Origin of the sequence: Bacillus sp. OK048, assembly GCF_900103525.1 — a bacterium.
GTDB lineage: Bacteria > Bacillota > Bacilli > Bacillales > Cytobacillaceae > Neobacillus.
Genome location: NZ_FNHN01000003.1, coordinates 256,686 through 275,952 on the forward strand (window position 1 = coordinate 256,686; position 19,267 = coordinate 275,952).

General features: G+C 35.4%; 18 protein-coding genes. 4 read left to right on the forward strand and 14 right to left on the reverse strand.

From position 1 onward, the window contains the following. Nucleotides 1-87: 87 nt before the first annotated feature. From BLR86_RS07580 to BLR86_RS25965, 4 genes are all read right to left on the reverse strand, one after another. Nucleotides 88-1,548 (reverse strand): DUF4153 domain-containing protein, encoded by a 1,461-nt coding sequence (locus tag BLR86_RS07580; RefSeq protein WP_090759931.1) that lies wholly within the window; start codon nt 1,546-1,548, stop codon nt 88-90. A 69-nt stretch (nt 1,549-1,617) separates the two neighbouring features. Beyond that, the gene (locus BLR86_RS07585) at nt 1,618-2,256 is read right to left on the reverse strand and encodes an HAAS signaling domain-containing protein (protein ID WP_090759933.1); all 639 of its coding nucleotides are present in this window, start codon (nt 2,254-2,256) and stop codon (nt 1,618-1,620) included. Beyond that, entirely contained in the window at nt 2,237-2,584 is a 348-nt protein-coding gene (locus tag BLR86_RS07590; protein WP_090759936.1) for a PadR family transcriptional regulator, read from the reverse strand. The genes BLR86_RS07585 and BLR86_RS07590 overlap by 20 nt, the downstream gene beginning before the upstream one ends. 105 nt (nt 2,585-2,689) lie before the next feature. Continuing rightward, nucleotides 2,690-2,857, reverse strand: a complete 168-nt coding sequence (locus tag BLR86_RS25965) for a hypothetical protein (RefSeq protein WP_175492820.1) — start codon at nt 2,855-2,857, stop codon at nt 2,690-2,692. Nucleotides 2,858-3,341: 484 nt separating this feature from the next. Here BLR86_RS25965 and asnA point away from each other — a divergent pair, with 484 nt between their 5' ends. Further along, entirely contained in the window at nt 3,342-4,355 is a 1,014-nt protein-coding gene (gene asnA, locus BLR86_RS07600) for an aspartate--ammonia ligase (protein ID WP_090759939.1), read from the forward strand. Nucleotides 4,356-4,437: 82 nt separating this feature from the next. After that, a complete protein-coding gene (locus BLR86_RS07605) occupies nt 4,438-4,776 on the forward strand; it encodes a hypothetical protein (protein ID WP_090759941.1) in 339 nt (112 codons plus the stop codon). Nucleotides 4,777-4,984: 208 nt separating this feature from the next. On the opposite strand, the gene aspA is transcribed toward BLR86_RS07605, so the two are convergent. From aspA to BLR86_RS07630, 5 genes are all read right to left on the reverse strand, one after another. Further along, entirely contained in the window at nt 4,985-6,430 is a 1,446-nt protein-coding gene (aspA, locus tag BLR86_RS07610) for an aspartate ammonia-lyase (RefSeq protein WP_090759943.1), read from the reverse strand. 178 nt (nt 6,431-6,608) lie between these two features. Then, nucleotides 6,609-7,493: a YitT family protein gene (locus BLR86_RS07615; RefSeq protein WP_090759945.1), complete on the reverse strand. Its 885-nt coding sequence runs from the start codon at nt 7,491-7,493 to the stop codon at nt 6,609-6,611. 339 nt (nt 7,494-7,832) lie between these two features. Continuing rightward, the gene (gene pepF, locus BLR86_RS07620) at nt 7,833-9,620 is read right to left on the reverse strand and encodes an oligoendopeptidase F (RefSeq protein ID WP_090759947.1); all 1,788 of its coding nucleotides are present in this window, start codon (nt 9,618-9,620) and stop codon (nt 7,833-7,835) included. A 458-nt stretch (nt 9,621-10,078) separates the two neighbouring features. Beyond that, nucleotides 10,079-12,037: a lipoteichoic acid synthase gene (locus BLR86_RS07625; RefSeq protein WP_090759949.1), complete on the reverse strand. Its 1,959-nt coding sequence runs from the start codon at nt 12,035-12,037 to the stop codon at nt 10,079-10,081. 389 nt (nt 12,038-12,426) lie between these two features. Beyond that, nucleotides 12,427-13,638, reverse strand: coding sequence for a GNAT family N-acetyltransferase (locus tag BLR86_RS07630; protein ID WP_090759952.1), 1,212 nt, complete (start codon nt 13,636-13,638; stop codon nt 12,427-12,429). Between the two features lie 292 nt (nt 13,639-13,930). Here BLR86_RS07630 and BLR86_RS07635 point away from each other — a divergent pair, with 292 nt between their 5' ends. Continuing rightward, the gene (locus tag BLR86_RS07635; RefSeq protein ID WP_090759954.1) at nt 13,931-14,719 is read left to right on the forward strand and encodes an alpha/beta hydrolase; all 789 of its coding nucleotides are present in this window, start codon (nt 13,931-13,933) and stop codon (nt 14,717-14,719) included. A gap of 31 nt (nt 14,720-14,750) precedes the next feature. On the opposite strand, the gene BLR86_RS07640 is transcribed toward BLR86_RS07635, so the two are convergent. Continuing rightward, on the reverse strand, nt 14,751-15,716 hold the full coding sequence (locus BLR86_RS07640; protein ID WP_090759956.1) for a 2-hydroxyacid dehydrogenase: 966 nt from the start codon (nt 15,714-15,716) through the stop codon (nt 14,751-14,753). A gap of 243 nt (nt 15,717-15,959) precedes the next feature. Here BLR86_RS07640 and BLR86_RS07645 point away from each other — a divergent pair, with 243 nt between their 5' ends. Then, complete coding sequence (locus BLR86_RS07645; protein WP_090759958.1) at nt 15,960-16,268, forward strand: hypothetical protein; 309 nt, start codon at nt 15,960-15,962, stop codon at nt 16,266-16,268. A 38-nt stretch (nt 16,269-16,306) separates the two neighbouring features. On the opposite strand, the gene BLR86_RS07650 is transcribed toward BLR86_RS07645, so the two are convergent. The 4 genes from BLR86_RS07650 to BLR86_RS07665 form a co-directional block, all read right to left on the reverse strand. Then, complete coding sequence (locus tag BLR86_RS07650) at nt 16,307-16,552, reverse strand: hypothetical protein (protein ID WP_254782261.1); 246 nt, start codon at nt 16,550-16,552, stop codon at nt 16,307-16,309. A gap of 105 nt (nt 16,553-16,657) precedes the next feature. After that, a complete protein-coding gene (gene brnQ / locus BLR86_RS07655) occupies nt 16,658-17,983 on the reverse strand; it encodes a branched-chain amino acid transport system II carrier protein (RefSeq protein WP_090759960.1) in 1,326 nt (441 codons plus the stop codon). Nucleotides 17,984-18,069: 86 nt separating this feature from the next. Further along, nucleotides 18,070-18,690 (reverse strand): hypothetical protein, encoded by a 621-nt coding sequence (locus tag BLR86_RS07660; protein WP_090759963.1) that lies wholly within the window; start codon nt 18,688-18,690, stop codon nt 18,070-18,072. Nucleotides 18,691-18,990: 300 nt separating this feature from the next. Further along, entirely contained in the window at nt 18,991-19,266 is a 276-nt protein-coding gene (locus BLR86_RS07665; RefSeq protein WP_090759965.1) for a DUF6171 family protein, read from the reverse strand. Between the last annotated feature and the right edge of the window lies 1 nt (nt 19,267).

A 19,267-nucleotide genomic window follows, 5' to 3' on the forward strand; every position in this document is an offset into this window, starting at 1 on the left:
ATTGAAGTGTAGGCAAGATCTATACAGATCTTGCCTTTTTAATATGCACTTCGATCATGCTTCAATTTCACCTGCATACTTTTTGAACTATTCCAATTGTAGCTTGCTTAATTCCTGATTGGCTTGAACTCGTTTCAAGTTATAGGACTGCCATGGAATGGAATCAAAGTTAGCTGCGTTTTTTCGCTCTAATAAAATATTCTTTAATCCGGGAAGCTGAGCATTATCTTCATATAAATCAATTAAGCCAAGTACACCGGTGTACGATAAGCTGTTGAGATAATGAATATCGATTTTTCCTGTTTGTTCATAACGGTCTATATTCTTAGACACAATCATTTTCTCTACATCAATTACATTCATTAAAGTGTAGTAAAGTAATGAACTTATAAAATAAAAATGGAACAATGACAATTTTTCAATCCATATTTTAATAAATGTATACATGAATATGACGACCAGAAAAATCATAAACGAGTGTGCCATGATTCTAATAAAAGAAAACCCATACGCATCCTCATACATGCTTAACCGCATAAAAGCAGAACTTAATAACACAGCACTCGAAAGCACAAGAGCAGTTAGCAGGAACTGAATAAATCTTTTTATAAAACCCAAATTCCTATCCACAAAGGTTAAGACGATAATAGTGATCGAAAGATTGATTAATGTTACAAATAAAAGTTCAAAAAAACCTTTTCTAGCATATTCAGCATACGTCAACTCTCCCTGCAGTGACCCGCTGAAAAAGTATTTAAATTGGACAATGGTAAAAAGGACATAGACGGCATTTATTAGCACCAGGACAGTGATGGTAATGATCGAATCCAATTTAAATGTCTGTTTATCACCATCACTAATAATTGCATTTAATTGTTTTTTCAAAAGAGTCTGCATGAGACCAAAAAAGGCAAACGTATAAAACAAAACAACAACGATTCTAAATACTACTTCCCCATTAATTAACTGAAGCCACTGGGGAATTCCCCCTATTATTCGTTCAAATTGTGCATCTGCCGATATAAGTAATCCTAAAACCACAAATAACACAGGAACCGAAATTAATATTCCAATTGATATTTTTTTCCATACCTGAAGTTTACTTTCATCCATTCCCTGCCTTAGAAACTTCCCCACCTTAGATGTAAAGATAAAATTATACTTTAACGCAGCGGCTAATCTCGTGAACATATAAGTGATAAACACTGGCTTGTTCCAGCGAATACTTTTTTGACTGGTAATGGCCACAAGATGAAAGAATACAAGAGCTGGGATCACAAGAATATTCAAAGCAAAAAAGAATTGATTATCGTTCAAAAAATAGCTGGCTGCTAAGATCCAAATGCAGATGAGAAGTAGATAACCGAATCGCTGATGAGAAAAAGAAAATCCACGATAGCGGAAAAAAAATAAAGCGTAAAAAGCAGTAACAAACAAAAGGTAGGAAATGCCGATTTCTGCTCGAAAAAAGGCTTCCTCCGCAACGATTCCTAACAACATGCATAACATTAAAAATATCCAATCAGACTTTCCTATTTTCATTTCCATGACAATCCCTCTTTCACATAGAATTTCTATATACATAGAATTTCTATGTATATAGGTAAAAAAAGCTGCTCATATCGATGCCTTCTTACCCCATCTAAATCCAAGCCAACTAATTGGATATAAGAGCATGGTAAAAAGGATACAAGCAAGTATAAACGTTCTCGTTAATAATGGTTCGAACCAAGAATGAGGTATAATTTCAAAAACGGTTAGGATCATTAACAATAAATTTGGAATAAGCGAAAGTAAAAAAGTCTTATTTAGAAGTCTCCTTCCACCGTGTCCAAAACCTTTTCCAATTTCATAACCTAGTAACGCCCAAAAAAACATATAGATAAAGGCAATCAAGGTAGGGATAGCTGTTAAATGGCTCCAAATAACTGTAAGCCACTTCCATTGAAAGACATTATGGAAATAAGTTAATAAGCTTCCTCCCCCAAAAAAAAGAATATTCATAATGATAAAAAGCCACTTCATATTACTTGGAGTCACAGAGAGCTCCTGTTTCCAGATTGCTACAATTTCCTCTGGAGCCCCCAATCTTAATCTAATGCGTTCTGTCATTTCTTTCTCATCTTTACAATCATATGATTCAATAAGAATTTCATCAATATGTGCTTCATACTCCATTAGAATACTTTTCTTATCTTGGTGATTTCCAAGCCCATTATCCAGTTCTGCTAAAAATTTATTCTTCGGCCGTTCCATGCTTTGATCTCCCTATAACCTTGTTCATCACCTTTACAAAATCCTGCCACTCACGGGTTTTTTCATTTAGTACTTCATTACCGGCTTCAGTAATTTTGTAATACTTGCGTGCCGGACCCTTCTCCTGCTCCTGCCAATAGAATTCAATATACTCTTGCTTTTCAAGCTTATGCAAGGCGGGGTATAGTGTTCCCTCTTTCACACTTAAGCCCTTATCGCTGCGCTGCTCTAATTCTTTAACCAACTCGTAACCGTACATATCTCTTTCATTTAATAATTGGAGTAAGATTAATGATGTGCTTCCTTTTACCAATTCACGATTAAACATTTTCTCACCTACCTAGAATTATTAGGTACATAGAAATTCTACACTATGCTCACGTATTTGTAAAATAAAAAAAGTGACGATTTTTAATCTCGCCACCACTATCGACTATTTCTTTACTTTTTTCTGATTTTGAATAAATTCGTCACGTTCCCCGCCATCTGATAATTCCTCTGAAAACTCATGTTCACTTAGTTGGTCGAGTCCTTCATATGGCTTGATAGTTCTTGGCGGTATATTATTATTCGGTGCAGCCTGCTCATTCCATTTACTCATCACAATCACCTCTTGCATTTATTTTGCTAATCCTGCAAAAAATCATTCATCTGCATAAATCTTCCAGTTTTTCATCATAATAAATAAAAAAAGAATGAGGTGAAAATATTGGGATTAATAAACTCCTTTAACCAGTGGAGAGAAACAAGATACCAAAATCATGTATCACACATGAAGAACCAAAACAAATGCCCTGATTGCTATGGGAGAGGTTTTACGGTTTATCCCTATAATGAATTTGCCTATTATAATTCAGTTGACTGTCCAGGCTGTCAAGGTAGCGGGGTATACTCTGATTGGGAACAAATGAAATAATAAATATATCCCTTCATCTATTTTCTGGTGAAGGGATTTTTTTTTCACAAAAATGTAGAAAGGTAATCGTAATTTTGCTATAATTTCAGAATATTCTTTTTGAATACGAATGATTGTATAAATAAACAAACTTTATTATTAAGTATTTAACTGGAGGGTTTTTGATTATATGCTGAATTCACTATCAACAAAAACGAGTTACCTTTCCAAATTAAACCTATTACAAACAGAAGTTGCAATAAAACAAACGAAAGATTACTTTGAAAATTCCTTAGCGGAGAAGTTAAATTTAACGCGAGTGTCCGCTCCAATCCTTTTAAAATCTGGAAAAGGCTTAAATGATGACCTAAACGGTGTAGAAAGAATGGTTTCCTTTGAGGCGTTGGATATTAAGAACGCCAATATTGAAATCGTTCAATCTTTGGCAAAATGGAAAAGGATGGCATTAGCAAGATATGGTTTTGCACTTGGGGAAGGACTTTACACAGATATGAATGCGATAAGAAGAGATGAAGTTCTTGATCACTTGCATTCAATCTATGTAGATCAGTGGGATTGGGAAAAAATCATTTCAAAAGAACAGAGGAATGAAGGTACTTTAGTATCCGAGGTTCAAAAAATTTATCAAGTTTTTAAAGACACAGAAAATCATTTATTCGAGCTCTATCCAACATTGGAACCAGTCCTGCCTGATACCATTCATTTTATAACTAGTCAAGAACTTGAGACCTTATATCCAGATGATTCATCAAAGCAAAGAGAAGATAAAATTGCTAAAAAATATGGTGCAGTGTTCATTATGCAAATTGGTTGGGAGTTACTCTCTGGTGAAAGGCATGATGGTCGCTCACCCGATTATGATGATTGGACATTAAATGGTGATATCATTTTCTATTATCCTTCTTTGGATCAATCCATTGAGGTATCCTCGATGGGAATTCGGGTAGACGAAGTTGCCTTATTGAAGCAATTAACACATTCAAAAAAAGTGGAAAGGTCCGCCTTAGAATACCATCAAGCCATTCTCAATTCTGAGCTTCCGTATACAATTGGCGGAGGTATTGGACAATCAAGAATATGTATGTTTTTTCTTAAAAAAGTTCATATTGGTGAAGTTCAAGTTTCGGTATGGAATGATGAAACTATTGAAAACTGTAGCAAAGCAAATATTACTCTTCTTTAAGTTTTAGTATCTAGAATATATAACAGTCTTCTGGGGATTTATAAAGATATGTATGCTTTATATAACTCTGGGGGTGCTAATAATGTCTGTATTTGTTCATCAGACGTTTATTATTAAACAGGATAAATTTAAAGAAGCGATCGACAACTTAAGAGAAATAAAAAAATTTAGGAATGAAAATTACAACCATCATGTTGAGATACTAACCCCTATTTCAGGCGAAGATCATACTTATGCGCTGTTTACATCATACGATGGTTTAGGAGAAATGGAGTTAGAAAACAAAAGGCTTTTTGACGATGAGGAATATTTAGAACTTATAGGTCCCTTTTTTCTTGAAAACATCAAAGAAGGCAGTATGTACACGCAATTATACAGGGGATTAAGCGATAAAAAAGCTGATAAAAAAAATGATAAATAATCTATAACGAAAACCGCTAGCGGACTTTTCTATTGGTTTTAAAAAAGGGTGCCCTTTTACTTAGGCACCCTTTCTAACGTTTTGTCGAACAATTAAAGTGATGGAGATATTATTCGAAATTCATTTAAAGAATTTCATTCTGTTTCGGTGAATTAAAAAACTAGCGAACAGCTGGAGACTGTTCGCTAGTTTTAAAACCTGAAATCACCTAATCTTTGTCGAGAAGTTCTTCTCCTGCAATTCCTGGCTCGGTCATTTCATATACATTCAAGATAATGTCTAATTCCTCTTCTGTTAATACATCGTACTGTAAACATAATTCACGAACGGATTTTCCAGTTAAGGTTGCCTCTCTGGCAATTCTTGCAGCAACCTCGTATCCAAGATGCGGATTTACTGCTGTAATAATTCCAACACTTTTATCTACATATTCTTTTAAGCGTTCTTCGTTTGCCTCAATGCCAGCCAAACAATGATCAGTAAAGACACGGAACCCGTTATTCATAATACTAATGGACTGAAGCAAATTAAAGACTAAAACAGGCTCCATCACATTTAATTCTAGTTGACCAGCTTCAGAAGCAAGACAAATGGTATGATCATTTCCAATTACCTGGAAGGCAATTTGATTAATAAGCTCTGGCATAACTGGATTTACTTTTCCAGGCATGATCGAAGAACCTGGCTGACGAGCAGGAAGACGGATTTCACCGAGACCAGCACGAGGACCAGAAGCCATTAAGCGCAGGTCGTTCGCTATTTTCGACATATTCATCATACAAACCTTCAATGCAGCGGAAACTTCAGTATACGCATCCGTATTTTGAGTGGCATCCACTAGGTGCTCAGCATTTACAAGTGGAAATCCGCTGATTTCAGCAAGTTGTTTTACTACATCTTTAATATATTTAGGGTCGGCATTTAAACCAGTTCCCACAGCTGTAGCACCCATATTTACTTCTAATAAATGCTCTCTTGTATGCTTTATTCGATTAATATCACGCGTCAGGACCCTTGAGTATGCTTCAAATTCTTGTCCAAGCCGAATAGGTACTGCATCTTGAAGATGAGTCCGCCCCATCTTAATTACTTTTTCAAACTGATCTGCTTTTTGTTTAAACATCTTTTGCATTTCTTCCATGGTTACTAATAATTTTTCTAAAAGAGTGAGCGTTGCAATATGTATAGCTGTTGGGAACACATCATTCGTCGATTGGGACATATTTACATGAGTGTTTGGACTTAAATGGAAGTAATCGCCTTTTGGGTGACCAAGCATTTCAAGACCACGGTTCGCAATTACTTCATTGACATTCATGTTCATAGAGGTTCCTGCCCCACCTTGAATGGGGTCAACGATAAATTGATCATTCCACTTTCCATCAATGATCTCATCTGCCGCGGTAATAATGACATTAGCAAGATCTTTATATAATCGAGTGGTATTCATATTAGCAATAGCTGCTGCTTTTTTTACCATTGCCAAAGCTTTAATTAATGAATCATGAATACGATATCCGGTAATCGGAAAATTCTCTACTGCTCTTATTGTTTGTATCCCATAATAGGCTTCAACCGGAATCTCCTTCTGTCCTAAGAAATCCTTCTCAATTCTTTTTTCAGCTGCCATTAGAATCCCCTTTTCTAAAATCATTCAACTTTACTGGTACTAACTTGATAAAATAACATCATTAGATACCCTTCTAATAATAACATGCCTAGATTGTTTTTAAAGTGTTTAGTATCTTAATAAAACAAATAAACCCATCTCCAATAGACAGGTTTATTCTTAAAGCTACTATCCCTTCAAAATTCTGTTCCATGGAAATGGATCAATGAATGTCCCGTTTCTTAAAACGACCGCCTCGAACTTCGGATATATCTGCGATTGCTAAAAAGGCAGAAGGATCTATTTCCTCAACAATTGTCGTCAGTTTCGATTCCTCTAGTCGAGTGATGATACTAAAAATAACCTTTTTATCGTCTCCGGTATAAGCTCCTTGACCTTTAAGATATGTAACACCACGACCTAAGCGGGCATTGACGGCATTGCCTATTTCTTCTGCTTCATCACTAATAATCCAGACCGATTTGGATTCTTCGAAGCCATCAACAACAGTATCAATTGCTTTCGCAGCGATTACATAAGCTAACAAGGAGTACATGGCCCGATCCCAGCTAAAAACAAATCCTGCAGCACCTAAAATAAAGAGATTGATAAACATGATAATTTGACCTACAGAAAATGGAACTTTTTTGGTAATCACCAGTGATAGTATTTCTGTTCCATCCAATGCACCACCACTACGGATGACAACTCCGACGCCTATTCCCAAGATCATCCCGCCAAAAATCGTTGCAAGAAGGATATCATCGGTAAAAGCAGGTATTGGATGAAAGAGGGAAGTAAAAACAGATAAAACAATAATTCCATAAATAGTAGAAATAGCAAATGTTTTACCCATCTGTTTATAACCCAAGTAAACAAAAGGAAGGTTTAAAAGGAAGAGGAAGATACCAAGCTCTAAACCGGTTAAATGAGAGAGCATAATCGATATACCTGTAATGCCTCCGTCAATTACTTTGTTTGGGACTAAAAATATTTCCAATCCGGTAGCCATTAATACGGCCCCTAAAGTAATAGAGAATCCTCGAAAGATTTTCTTACTTAGTGAAAGTTTTCGATGTTGTATCTTTCCATTTACTAATTCTGCCACAAAACCACACCTTATCAAAAGATTATGTATACAACCCACTGAACTAATCAGCAACTACAATAAGTAGACTAGGTTATTATTACCATTCAACAATACAGACATAAGATTATTTTAACATTTTTAATTTTACCATTAAATCTATTAAAACATGTAATTTAGTACATATTTATTAAGAAAGTGGTATGGAAATACTTTTTGAACTTCAAATAAAATGCTCTAGTCGACCAAAGACCAGAGCATCCTTTTTATAAATTCACTGTTCTCTACTCTTATGTTTTCTCTTTACATGATAGTTAAAAATGATGTCATGCTTTAGATTCGTAACATCATTTTTTACAATTATATGGCCGCGAATTCCTCTACGAGTTCTCCAAACTTTTTGAGAGCATTTTCTATGGGTACAGGGGTAGTTAAATCTACACCTGTCTTTTTCAATAATTCAAGCGGATAATCGCTGCAGCCGCTTTTTAAGAAATGTAAATATGATTGTAATGTTTCGTCATCCCCTTCGAGTATTTTAGTTGCTAGGTGGATGGCTGAAGCAAATCCAGTTGCGTATTTGTAGACATAAAACGGGCGATAAAAGTGGGGAATTCTTGACCAGCCGAATTTCACTTCATCATCAAACATCACTACATCTCCATTATATTCTCGAAACAATCCTTCATAGGTTTGATTAAATGACTCAACGTTTAATGGTGTACCCTTTTCTGCCAGCCCATGAGTAATTTTCTCAAATTCAGCGAACATGACTTGGGTAAAGAAAGTACCCTTAAATTGATCAATAAAATGATTTAATAAATGCTTTCGAACCTCGAGATTCTTTTCGTTATTCAACAAATAATTGATTAATAATATCTCATTAACGGTCGAAGCAACCTCTGCCACAAAAATGCTATAACGGGCAGTTATCTGCGGCTGATGTTGTGAGCTTAATTTACTATGAACTCCATGGCCACATTCATGGGCAAGCGTAAATAAACTGTCCAAGTCATCTTGATGATTTAATAATATAAATGGGTGTACTCCGTATATCCCCAAATTATAGGCACCTGAACGTTTGCCTGGTGTCTCGCGGACATCAATATACATTAACTCTTTAAATTCTTTTAGAATGGATATATACTCTTCGCCAAGTGGTGACAATGCATTTATCATTATTTCATAAGCTTCCTCGTATGAAATTATCTGTTTCACACCATGTACCAATGGAACCGACATATCATATTGCCGAAGTTCATCTAGCTGAAGCTTATGTTTACGTAGTTCAGAGTATCTGTGAAGAGGTGCGATATTTTCTTTTGTTGCACTAATCAGGTTCTCGTATACTTCCTTTGGCACCCTATCTCCGAATAGTGCTTTTTCTAATGCTGAAGGATATTTTCTAATCCTTGCTACAGTCACGTTATTTTTGATGGCTGCTGAAAGTGTACTCGCAATAGAATTCTTTAATTCAACATATGGCTGATAATACGCTTTATAGGCTTCCCTGCGTTTTTCGCGGTCTTCATCCTCAATTAATTTTGAGTACATCCCTCTTGTTAACGGCAGCTTTTCACCGTTGTCATTTGTAACTTCGCCAAACTTAATATCCGCATTATTGATCATTCCAAAAGTTGTACTTGGTGCTGACAAAGCTTCCCCTAATTGTGATAGCACTTCTTCCTGTTCTTTACTTAGCACATGTTCTTTGTAGCGGAAGGCTTCGAATAGATCTTCCTCAAAATACTTTAGCCCCTCTTCTTCCTCTATAAAGCTACTTAAGGTTTCCTTATCTAGATCTAATAAATATGGCATGAAAAAGGAAGTTGCGGCACTTACCTTGACACTTAGTCCTTTAGCACGGTCTAATAAGGATTGTGATTTGGCATCTCTCGTATCTTCGTCAACCTTCAACATACTGTAGGCATAGATATGGTTAAATTTATAAGATAATTCTTCTCTTAGTATTAAGTATTGATAAAGACTCGTACCATCATGTATAGCTCCATCAAATTTCTTTAACTTGGCTGCTATTTCCTCAACAAGCTGAAGGTCATTCTCCCACATGGTTAGATCAGAATATATGTCTGCAAGATTCCATTTTTCGTTTCCAGGTACTTCAGTTCTAGAAGTGTAGACTTTCATTAAGAACCCTCCTTTTTAGAATCGTAAAAAAAAACATCTTTCCTACATATATTTTCCAACAAATTAGCACTAAGTGCAAATATGAAATGCGCAAGCGCCCTGGTCAGCGGCGTATGGCCTCCTCGAAAAAGCTAACGCTTTTTCTTCGTGCGAAGTTTATGCTGCCGGAGCGTTCCTTGTGGAGCGCTCCAACCGAGATAAAGGAAACACGAAGAGCCAAGCCACTACTTGAATTACTTCTTTGTAGCTTTGCGACGAGCTGAACATCCGCTACTTTGAATATGCTTTGGCGCAGGAGCAGGTTTGGCGATTCGATGTTGACTTATCGTAGGGCGGAGAGCGAAGGACACTAGCCGCTAAGGCGCTGGAGCTGGACAGTAAACTAAGTTCAAAAACTTATACATTTTCTTTAAAAAAGCCGCCTCAGGAATTTTTCCTAGGCGGCCAATCTTTATTTATTATTTTACAACAGTTTCTTCACCATTTTGAGATGGATTGTAGTTATATTGTGTTCGGTCAATAGGTGTAAAGTTTTCAGGTGTATAGAACCGTAATAAATCACCGTTAACTACTTTATCAGAAAGTGCTAATTTATTTTCTACGATATTCTGGAGATTAACTGCCTCTTCCATCCTATTTTCTTCAATTAACAATCCTGTTGTGGAGTCGTAAAACTTGCCATCTACAAATGATATGGACGGACTCATAAAGCTGCCATCACGGAAAGGAACAAGATCATCATGCTGTTCAGATAAAAGGTCTGTACCGAACTGAACATAATCTTTTGTATCTGTTCCTAACAAGTGAAGCAAGGTCGGAAGAATATCAATTTGTCCGCCATATTCATGGTTAACGCCACCTTCCATTCCCGGTACACGGATAAAGAATGGCACACGTTGTAAACCAGCACTATCAAAATTTGTAATTTCTTTACCAAGTACTTGTTCCATAGCTTTATTATGATTTTTTGAAATTCCATAATGGTCACCGTACATGATTATTATGGAATTATCATATAACCCTGATTCTTTCAGATAATCAAAGAATTGTTTTAAAGCTTCGTCCGCATAACGAGCTGTTTGGAAGTACGTATCAACCGATTTGTCACCTGTTGTATGAGGTGCAATCGTTGCTTCTTCTTCAGCAAGCGGATAAGGGTAGTGATTTGAAACAGTAATAAACTTTGTATAAAATGGCTGAGGTAATGATTCCAGCATAGGAATGGATTCCTCAAAGAACGGCTTATCCATAAGCCCATACTCGGCTAAATCTTCTGGATTCATATTATAGAAATTTTCATCAAAAAAGTGATTATATCCAAAAGATTTATAAATTTCATTTCGATTCCAGAAACTACCTGAGTTTCCGTGGAACACAGCAGAAGTATAGCCCTGTTGACCTAAAATCGCTGGTGCTGCTTGATAGGTATTTAATCCTTTTGTTGTAAAAGCTGAACCTTGTGGTATTCCATATAAAGAATTCTCAAGAATAAATTCAGCATCTGCCGTTTTACCTTGAGCAGTCTGATGGAAGAAGTTATCAAAGTAAAGTGTATTTTGATCCTTTGTTAAAGAATTTAGAAACGGTGTTACTTCTTCTCCATTCAACTTGTAATCAATAAGAAAGTTTTGCATGGATTCAAGATGTAAATAAATCACATTCATCCCTTTTCCAATACCAAAGTATGCTGGGTTAGGTTCTGCATAGTTAGATTTTGTATAGTTAATGACTTCTGTCATATCGTCGCTATTGGCCATAACTCTTTGTGCCGAAGCCTTTGTGCTTTTTACTGCATCATAAATCGTATAATTGTACATACCTAAATACTTCACAATATAATTACGGTCAAATCCTCTTGTTAACAATTGAGGGCGGTCTGTTTCAGCTAGTCCTAAATTTACACTTGAAATAGCTAATGATAATGAGAATAACGCTACTACTTTTCTACGGTTCATATCTTTAATCTCAATTTTTACAAAGCGGAAAGCTAGTAAGGTAATTAACAGGATGATATCCATAAAAAATAGGAAATCATATGGTCTCAATAGTGTTACAACACTGCCGCTTACATCTCCAAAGTTTTGCGTCTGCGTTAATGTCGGCAAAGTTATAAAGTCATTAAAGAATCTGTAATACACAACATTGGCAAATAAAAGGAATGATAAAAAGAAATCAATCACGAGCAGCGCAATATATTTCTTCCGTCCTTTAAAGAAAAAAGCAAGACCTAAAAATAATAAAGATGATCCTAACGGATTAATAAATAATAGGAATTTTTGTAAAGGATTTTCAATTCCTAAATTAAATTGAGTTAATTGAGCTATATACGTTTTCATCCAAAGGAAGAATACAGCCAAAAAGAAAAAGCCAATATATTTATTTAAAATACCCTGACCCTTAAGTGTTAATTTATTCATTTTTTGCACCTTCCTTAAAGCGAATAATTCTTATTTAAATTGAATTCATTTTAGTGGTTATTAATCTATTATTTATTTTAACAGTTAAGTATTAAAAATCTATGAACAAAAGATGAACACAAAAATAATAAAATAATGCAGCACAAGAACAATATTATACGGACTTTTTTCAAAATGTCAACTTTACTCTTTCTAAAGTAAGTAACTGGCATTCTTTAATAGCAAAATGACAAGTGCAACTCACACGTCATTTTGCTATGTATGAACTAAACCTAAGTAACCTCTACCCAAAGAGTGAATTAATTCCCTTTTTGTAGAACACCAGTGGATTCTAAGGTTACGTTGTTTAATAAGTCGCTAATCATATTAGCCCATCTACATCGACCACCTCAAAAGTAATCCGAAAAGTAAGGTGTCTGCCTCTCAATTATTTTTTCTAATAGCTCCACTGTCTTTCCATCACTTTTCAGTCTTGAGATGGAAGCTAAATAGGCCGGTCTTTTGTAACTTAGTAACATGGTAGTTAATGTCTGAATATCTAAAGAAAAATCTGGTTGATCTTTACTTTGAAATAACTCCCCATGACCATCAGCAGATACATACAGCTTAAATATCCCCTGATTCCACTCCAGCATCGGGTCTTCAAGTTTAAACGATAATTGTATTTCCGTACCTGTTGCTTTAAATGGAAATTGTGAAATAAACTGCTTGGCATCGACAATCCGTGCCATAAAATAAGGAGAGATGGTTTCTTTTATATCTCCATCCTCCAGCCAAAAGGCTAAGGGTTCATTCATAAAAATATTACCTACAACCTTTGAAACCATAGAAAAATGAGCACCTATGAAATTCCATAGACCAATTCGTGCCTCCTGATCTATATAGATCATTTCTTTAATATGAAGCACATCTTCTGAAATCCAATACAATAAATATCCATTTGCCTCGTGAGTCTCATCATAATACACAGCTGCTGTTAATTCATCTACATCCCATCGCCAATACTCATCCCAAGCTAAATCATTTCGAATCATAGCGGCATGCATTTTACTTGAAAATAGTTGATAAACCGTTCTAACATCTAGGTGCTCAATATACAATCTTTCCACATATCCAGGGACTTTCTTTAACTTTGGCAGCTGGACGTCCTTCACTTCAAAGGTCATCTTATCCGATATAATCTCCCATCCTCTTCGGTGATAATAAGGAATAGAATAGGGAAATAAATAGGAAATCGATTGTTTTCGCTGCTTCATATCTGCAAGTGCTTGCCCCATCAATTTATACATAAGTCCCATATTAGCGTATTCTGGATATGTTCCAACACCTGTCAGCCCTCCCATCTCGAATGTTCGTCCAAAAATATTTACATTAAAAGGATAAACAGCTAATTGTGATACCAATTTTTCTCCATCAAACCACCCTAACACATCCGCCTGATCCAAAACCGGCTTTTTAGCCAAAGCAATTTCGCGTTCTTCCCACCCTACCATCTGTAAATCCTTTTTTGTTACTTGAAACACATACCTTAATAACTGGTTAAACTGCTGAAAATGCTTCGTCTCCACATTCCCCATCTTGAGCCTGTCTATTCGACTCATTCTGATTACCTCCACAAAATCGCTTAATAGTTCTAACTATATTGTTTGCTTCACACTGGATAAGAATTCCCATTAAAAATGAAGTTGCCCATCTATAGAAGCCACTTTACCTTTTATATCGTTATCAATCTTATTTTATATAATCATAAAACCGACTTGACACATCGGAATTATTTGCATATTCTAATATTACAGAATAATTATATTGCCCATTTGACAGCAAAAGGCACCTCTCACTAGCGAGAAGGTGCTTTTATAATAATTACATGTGGATGAGAGGAGTTATTTTATCATGGTTGAACAATACCCGTTATTGCAAGGAGCTGACTCTTTTTTCTTTAAAGGAAACCAAATTGGAATTTTAATCTCTCACGGATTTGTTGGTACTCCACAGAGTGTTAGATTTTTAGGTGAATACCTTGCATCGAAAGGATACACCGTCTACGGAGTTAGATTAAAAGGACATGGTACACATTATGAAGATATGGAGAGGTGCAGCTACCAAGATTGGATTCAAAGTTTAGAAGATAGTTATTCTTTTCTTCAACAACAATGCCGTGAAATCTTCATTATCGGACAATCAATGGGTGGTACATTAACGCTGAATTTAGCTTATAAATTCAAAAATATTAAAGGAATTATGTTAATCAATGCTGCAATCAACTCCATTCCTCCTATGGAAGGGTATAAAAATAAACAAATTCTCCGTTTTGTTCCTGAAGGAGCACCTGATATAAAAGCTAAAAATATTCATGAAATTACTTATACAAAAGCACCTGTACGGTCCATTCGTCAGTTATTTGCCTTAATGGAGCAAACGAGAGATAAACTTCCAGCTATTACTTGCCCAGTATTGGCATTTAAATCAGAAGAAGACCACGTAGTAACTCCAGACAATACTGATTTTATAATGTCTAAGATTCAATCCGGAATAAAAAAAGTAGTTCCGTTATATAATTCTTTTCATGTTGCATCCATGGACAATGATAAGGAGTTAATAGGTGAACAATGCAGCCTATTTATTAATAAACTCGCTAATTCTGTTTATAATACTTCGAGTATAAAAGAACCTCGCCATTAAATAAAACGGCGAGGTTCTTTTATGTATTCCCTTATTTTCTATTTATCAAGTTAGGCGGAATATCCCCCTGTAACCCGGTCACTAAGTTTGTTGCTGCTGTCATTGCCATTTTAAATCGTGTTTCATATGTTGCAGAGCCAATATGGGGCAGCGTAACAACATTACTCATAGTAAGCAATGGGTTGTCCATATTTACTGGTTCTTGAACAAAGACATCGAGTCCTGCACCATATATTTGGCCTTTTTGAAGTGCATAGATCAAGGCTTCTTCATCCACGGTTTTCCCTCTTGATGCATTAATAAATATTGCAGTGTCTTTCATGAGCTCGAATTCTCTTTTCCCTATTAAATTTATCGTTTCAGGAGTTAAAGGTGTCATTAAGCACACAAAATCAGACTTTTTTAATAATTCCTCGAGTGAACAGTATGTAGCTCCATACTTTTGTTCTGCCTCACTATTCCGTGAACGGTTATGATATAAAATTTCCATATCAAAGCCATAATGGGCTCTTTTAGCCACTGCTGACCCAATTCCTCCCATACCAATAATTCCTAGTACTTTATGATGGACATCGACTCCGAACCATTTTTCCCCAAGTCCGGATTTCCACTGGCCTGTTTTAACCCATTGATCTAATTCTGGCATTCTTCTAGCCGTGGCAAGAATTAATCCCATAATCGTATCTGCAACCGTGTCATTTAGAACATCTGGAGTATTGGTGGCCATGATTCCCCTCTCTGCCAAAGCCGTTAAATCTAGATTGTCGTAACCAACAGCAATATTGCAGACAATTTTCAACTGTGGTGCTTGCTCTAAAAATTTATGATCTACCTTCAAACCAGATCCGATTAATCCTGAAGCATCCTTCAGCTCTTCAAGAAACAGAGGATAGTTTTGCGAATCAAGTTTCTCAAAATAAATAACTTCGCAGGTTTCTTCAATAAGTTCTAGTACTTTTTTATCCACTTTTTTATAAACAATAATTTTCGGCTTCATTGTCTTTACCCCATTTCCTAACTTTTAACTCCCTTCATTATATAGGAAAAAAAATCAAAAGAAATCAAAGTAGTAGGAATTTCATCATTCAGCAAATCCAAAATCATCTAACATTTCAGGCAAAAAATTGAATGTGACATAATGCCATGCTATAATTATATTATGTAACATGAATGAGGTGTAAAATTTGAATGATATTGAATCTTTAACATACATTTATTAAGGGTAAGGGAGGTTCTAACTGTGGGTATTGGGTTAGTAATTATTTTGTTAACGTATATGTTACTATTAGTTATGTCCTATCAGATTTTTATTTTCATAAATGAAAAAGATGAAAAACGTGGCAGTTTGATTATTATCAAATCATATAAACATGCCTATTCTATCCTACTTTTCGGAATTCTTATCGTAATTACTTTGATTAAACTTCCTCATATCACTGTTGATAATCAAACCATCAGCTACCTAATTCTTTCAAGTAAGTTTGTTTCTGTACTGACCCTAGCTGGGAGTATCTTTTACCTAAATAAAAAAATTAAGCTTAATAACTAAAGGCACCGAATCGGCGCCATTTTGTTTGATTTCAGCCTTTATTCAAGGACCAAAAAATATTGAATTCGATTTGGTGAAATGGCTGTAATTGCTTGTATCTTATAACCAATACTTAGTAATTGCGACAATGTTTCTGCACAATTTTGCCGAGGAGGTTCAATTGGTGCATGAAAGCTTTTATAAACTTCAATTAAATGATTATTTGTCGTGCAATGAAGCAGGATAACATGCCTTCCAGCCCATGCTTGACCTATCATCGGATCTACTTGCCTTATCCTTCTCACAATGTAACACCCTCACTTGTTGATACAATAGAATATGTGAAAATCCTCGTCCATTGTTCCACCGGAAGGCAATTTTACTCTTTTTTATCATTCTTAATTTCCATACTACAGATCTGTTTTTGTACCTGGTGAATCTCTTTTTAACCAACTTAAAATGTACCCGAAAATTAATCCAACTATTGCAGGGATAAGCCACCCAATTCCCTCTATATAAAAAGGTAAAATATCAAACACGCCGCTCAAGTGATTTTCAAGAAACACTTTGTTAATGGTGTCTAAAATACTAAAAGCGCCGACAAATCCAATAACAGAAATATAAATATATCGGTTCTTATTAATCAGGTCATCCATAAGTCCTAGGCAGATAAGAACAATAGCAATCGGATAGATCATTCCCAAAATCGGTACAGAAATTTGTAGGATTTGTGTTAATCCTAAATTGGCAATTGCAGTACTTACAACAGCTAGGATGATAACCCATAATTTATATGAGATTTTTGGAATCGCATTTGAGAAAAATTGGCTACATGATGTAATTAAACCAATCGATACACAAAAACATGCGATAGTAAATACAATCCCTAATAGAAGTGTTCCGCTTTGCCCAAACAGGAACGTCATGATATTAGATAGAATAATTGCCCCATTTTCTGCTTCTCCCAAGGAAGAACTAGCGCCACCTAAATACCCTAAAATAAGATAAATCACAGTTAACAAAAATCCAGCACCAATACCTGCATACATCATATATTGCGATTTTTTTTTGAAATCCACTACCCCTTGTGCAGCTAATGTATTGGCGATCACAATTCCAAATGCAAGAGCTGCTAAGGCATCCATGGTTAAATATCCTTCCAATATCCCTTGAAATAAAGGATTTTCCCGATAATTCCCTTTTGGTGATTCAAATGAACCAATAGGATTGATTAAGCTCTTAACAAAGATAATTGCAATGAGAGCTAATAATATCGGAGTTAAACATTTCCCAAAAAGATCAATCAGTTTTGAAGGATACATACATAGCCAAGCGGCTAACCCAAAAAACAAGATACTATAGACGAATAATGAAATTGGACTCACAGCAAAATTTTCTGGTAAAAATGGCGCAGCTCCCATTTCAAAAGCAAGACTTCCCGCACGTGGAATCGCCAAACCTGGTCCAATCGCAATGTAAATAAAAAATGGAAAAAGTAAGGCGAAAACTGGGTGAACCCTAAGGTTTAACGCATTTAGACTTCCTGCTTTAGCAACAGCGATCACACCTAAAATAGGAAGGCCAACTGCAGAAATAATAAAACCAGCAAGTGCGAGCCAGAGATTGTCCCCTGCTGATTGACCGAGAAAAGGCGGAAAAATAAGATTGCCTGCACCGAAAAACATAGAAAATAACATAAAACTAATAAAAACAACATGCTTTGCAGAAAAACCCATACAATTCTCCTTAGAAGTAAAAATATTATTTCATTATAACATATAAAAGGGAGATTCCTCCAAATTTGAAGGGATCTCCCATTATTCTACTCGGATATTAATGTAAAAAATTCGTTGATTCTGTTCAAATTTTTTGTATTTCCTGGTATGCACAATATCATATTTTCATCGAATTCCAAGGAAGTCAAAAGATTTAGATCAGAGGTGTCAAGGCCATAAATTTTATTATTTGATGATTCCTGTTTTTTTATATTCATAGTATCGAAACTAGTTACATCATTTAATGCCAGCAACGATTGCTGTGATGAAAATTCCTCAAATAGTTCTTTATCAACTATCAATAAATCAATAGATCCGGTAGATATCTCAGCTGCCAATTTTTGTACCCCTGCAAGTGAAACCGGGTCCCGACTTGATTTATCATAGTTTAATGTTTGGATAAGAACTTCTTCATTTGTTTTGTCTATTACAAGCTTGTTTGTTAATTGTTCTTGTAATTGAACTACACCTTCTGAATTAACTCCATTACCCACAATCGTCATATTAAGATAAACTTCTTTTTTCTCATCGAAACTAGTTATTAGTGAGATTAATAGGATAATAGCAACAATGGTCCCTATGATATGAAACTTATAATAGTCCCAAATATAGGCCATTCTTTCTTTTGGGCTCATGGTTGCTAGGATTTCCTTTATGTTTATTTTCAATGTTGTTACCCCTTCCATGACTTATAAGCGCTTTCTTATGATGCTTAAGTATAATTTTAGTATAAAACTTACTCCACTACTACCTTTTTTATGTTAATGGTTGAATATAAGGATATAAAAGAGAGCCCAATGAATTTGGGCCCTGTTTTATCATTTATTTCTTTAAAAGAGCTTGGATGCCATTATCCAAGCTCCCTTTCATGCCAATATTTAGTCTTCTTTGGTAACAGCGTTGATCTTCTTAGCAATATGGGATTTTTCAAAGAAATCCTTTTTCCATAATCACGCATCAACCTTTCGTTAAACAACCTTTTCCCACTTTGTTTTTTCCGTATTCGGGCAGCATTTATTTTTAAATTTTGCCCGGTAGCGGACGATACATCCGCTATAGACACAGGTAGTTCCATACACCAGAGAAGAGCAACTTTCGCATTCTTTTAATCTAGCTTGATAGATTTCGTCAGAAACAGTTTTCGAAAAATCCTCATCTGCTTCTTTTACCAGCTGTTGAATGACTTCTTCTGTCACCATCACCGTTTCTAAACAACCTTTACAACCCCTATCATTACCCACCATG

What these genes read in the sequence shown, in the direction of transcription:
- BLR86_RS07580 (WP_090759931.1), bottom strand. Translation starts at nt 1,548, where the DNA reads ATGGAAATGAAAATAGGAAAGTCTGATTGGATATTTTTAATGTTATGC.
- BLR86_RS07585 (WP_090759933.1), bottom strand. Translation starts at nt 2,256, where the DNA reads ATGGAACGGCCGAAGAATAAATTTTTAGCAGAACTGGATAATGGGCTT.
- BLR86_RS07590 (WP_090759936.1), bottom strand. Translation starts at nt 2,584, where the DNA reads ATGTTTAATCGTGAATTGGTAAAAGGAAGCACATCATTAATCTTACTC.
- BLR86_RS25965 (WP_175492820.1), bottom strand. Translation starts at nt 2,857, where the DNA reads ATGAGTAAATGGAATGAGCAGGCTGCACCGAATAATAATATACCGCCA.
- asnA (WP_090759939.1), top strand. Translation starts at nt 3,342, where the DNA reads ATGCTGAATTCACTATCAACAAAAACGAGTTACCTTTCCAAATTAAAC.
- BLR86_RS07605 (WP_090759941.1), top strand. Translation starts at nt 4,438, where the DNA reads ATGTCTGTATTTGTTCATCAGACGTTTATTATTAAACAGGATAAATTT.
- aspA (WP_090759943.1), bottom strand. Translation starts at nt 6,430, where the DNA reads ATGATTTTAGAAAAGGGGATTCTAATGGCAGCTGAAAAAAGAATTGAG.
- pepF (WP_090759947.1), bottom strand. Translation starts at nt 9,620, where the DNA reads ATGAAAGTCTACACTTCTAGAACTGAAGTACCTGGAAACGAAAAATGG.
- BLR86_RS07625 (WP_090759949.1), bottom strand. Translation starts at nt 12,037, where the DNA reads ATGAATAAATTAACACTTAAGGGTCAGGGTATTTTAAATAAATATATT.
- BLR86_RS07630 (WP_090759952.1), bottom strand. Translation starts at nt 13,638, where the DNA reads ATGAGTCGAATAGACAGGCTCAAGATGGGGAATGTGGAGACGAAGCAT.
- BLR86_RS07635 (WP_090759954.1), top strand. Translation starts at nt 13,931, where the DNA reads ATGGTTGAACAATACCCGTTATTGCAAGGAGCTGACTCTTTTTTCTTT.
- BLR86_RS07640 (WP_090759956.1), bottom strand. Translation starts at nt 15,716, where the DNA reads ATGAAGCCGAAAATTATTGTTTATAAAAAAGTGGATAAAAAAGTACTA.
- brnQ (WP_090759960.1), bottom strand. Translation starts at nt 17,983, where the DNA reads ATGGGTTTTTCTGCAAAGCATGTTGTTTTTATTAGTTTTATGTTATTT.
- BLR86_RS07665 (WP_090759965.1), bottom strand. Translation starts at nt 19,266, where the DNA reads ATGGTGGGTAATGATAGGGGTTGTAAAGGTTGTTTAGAAACGGTGATG.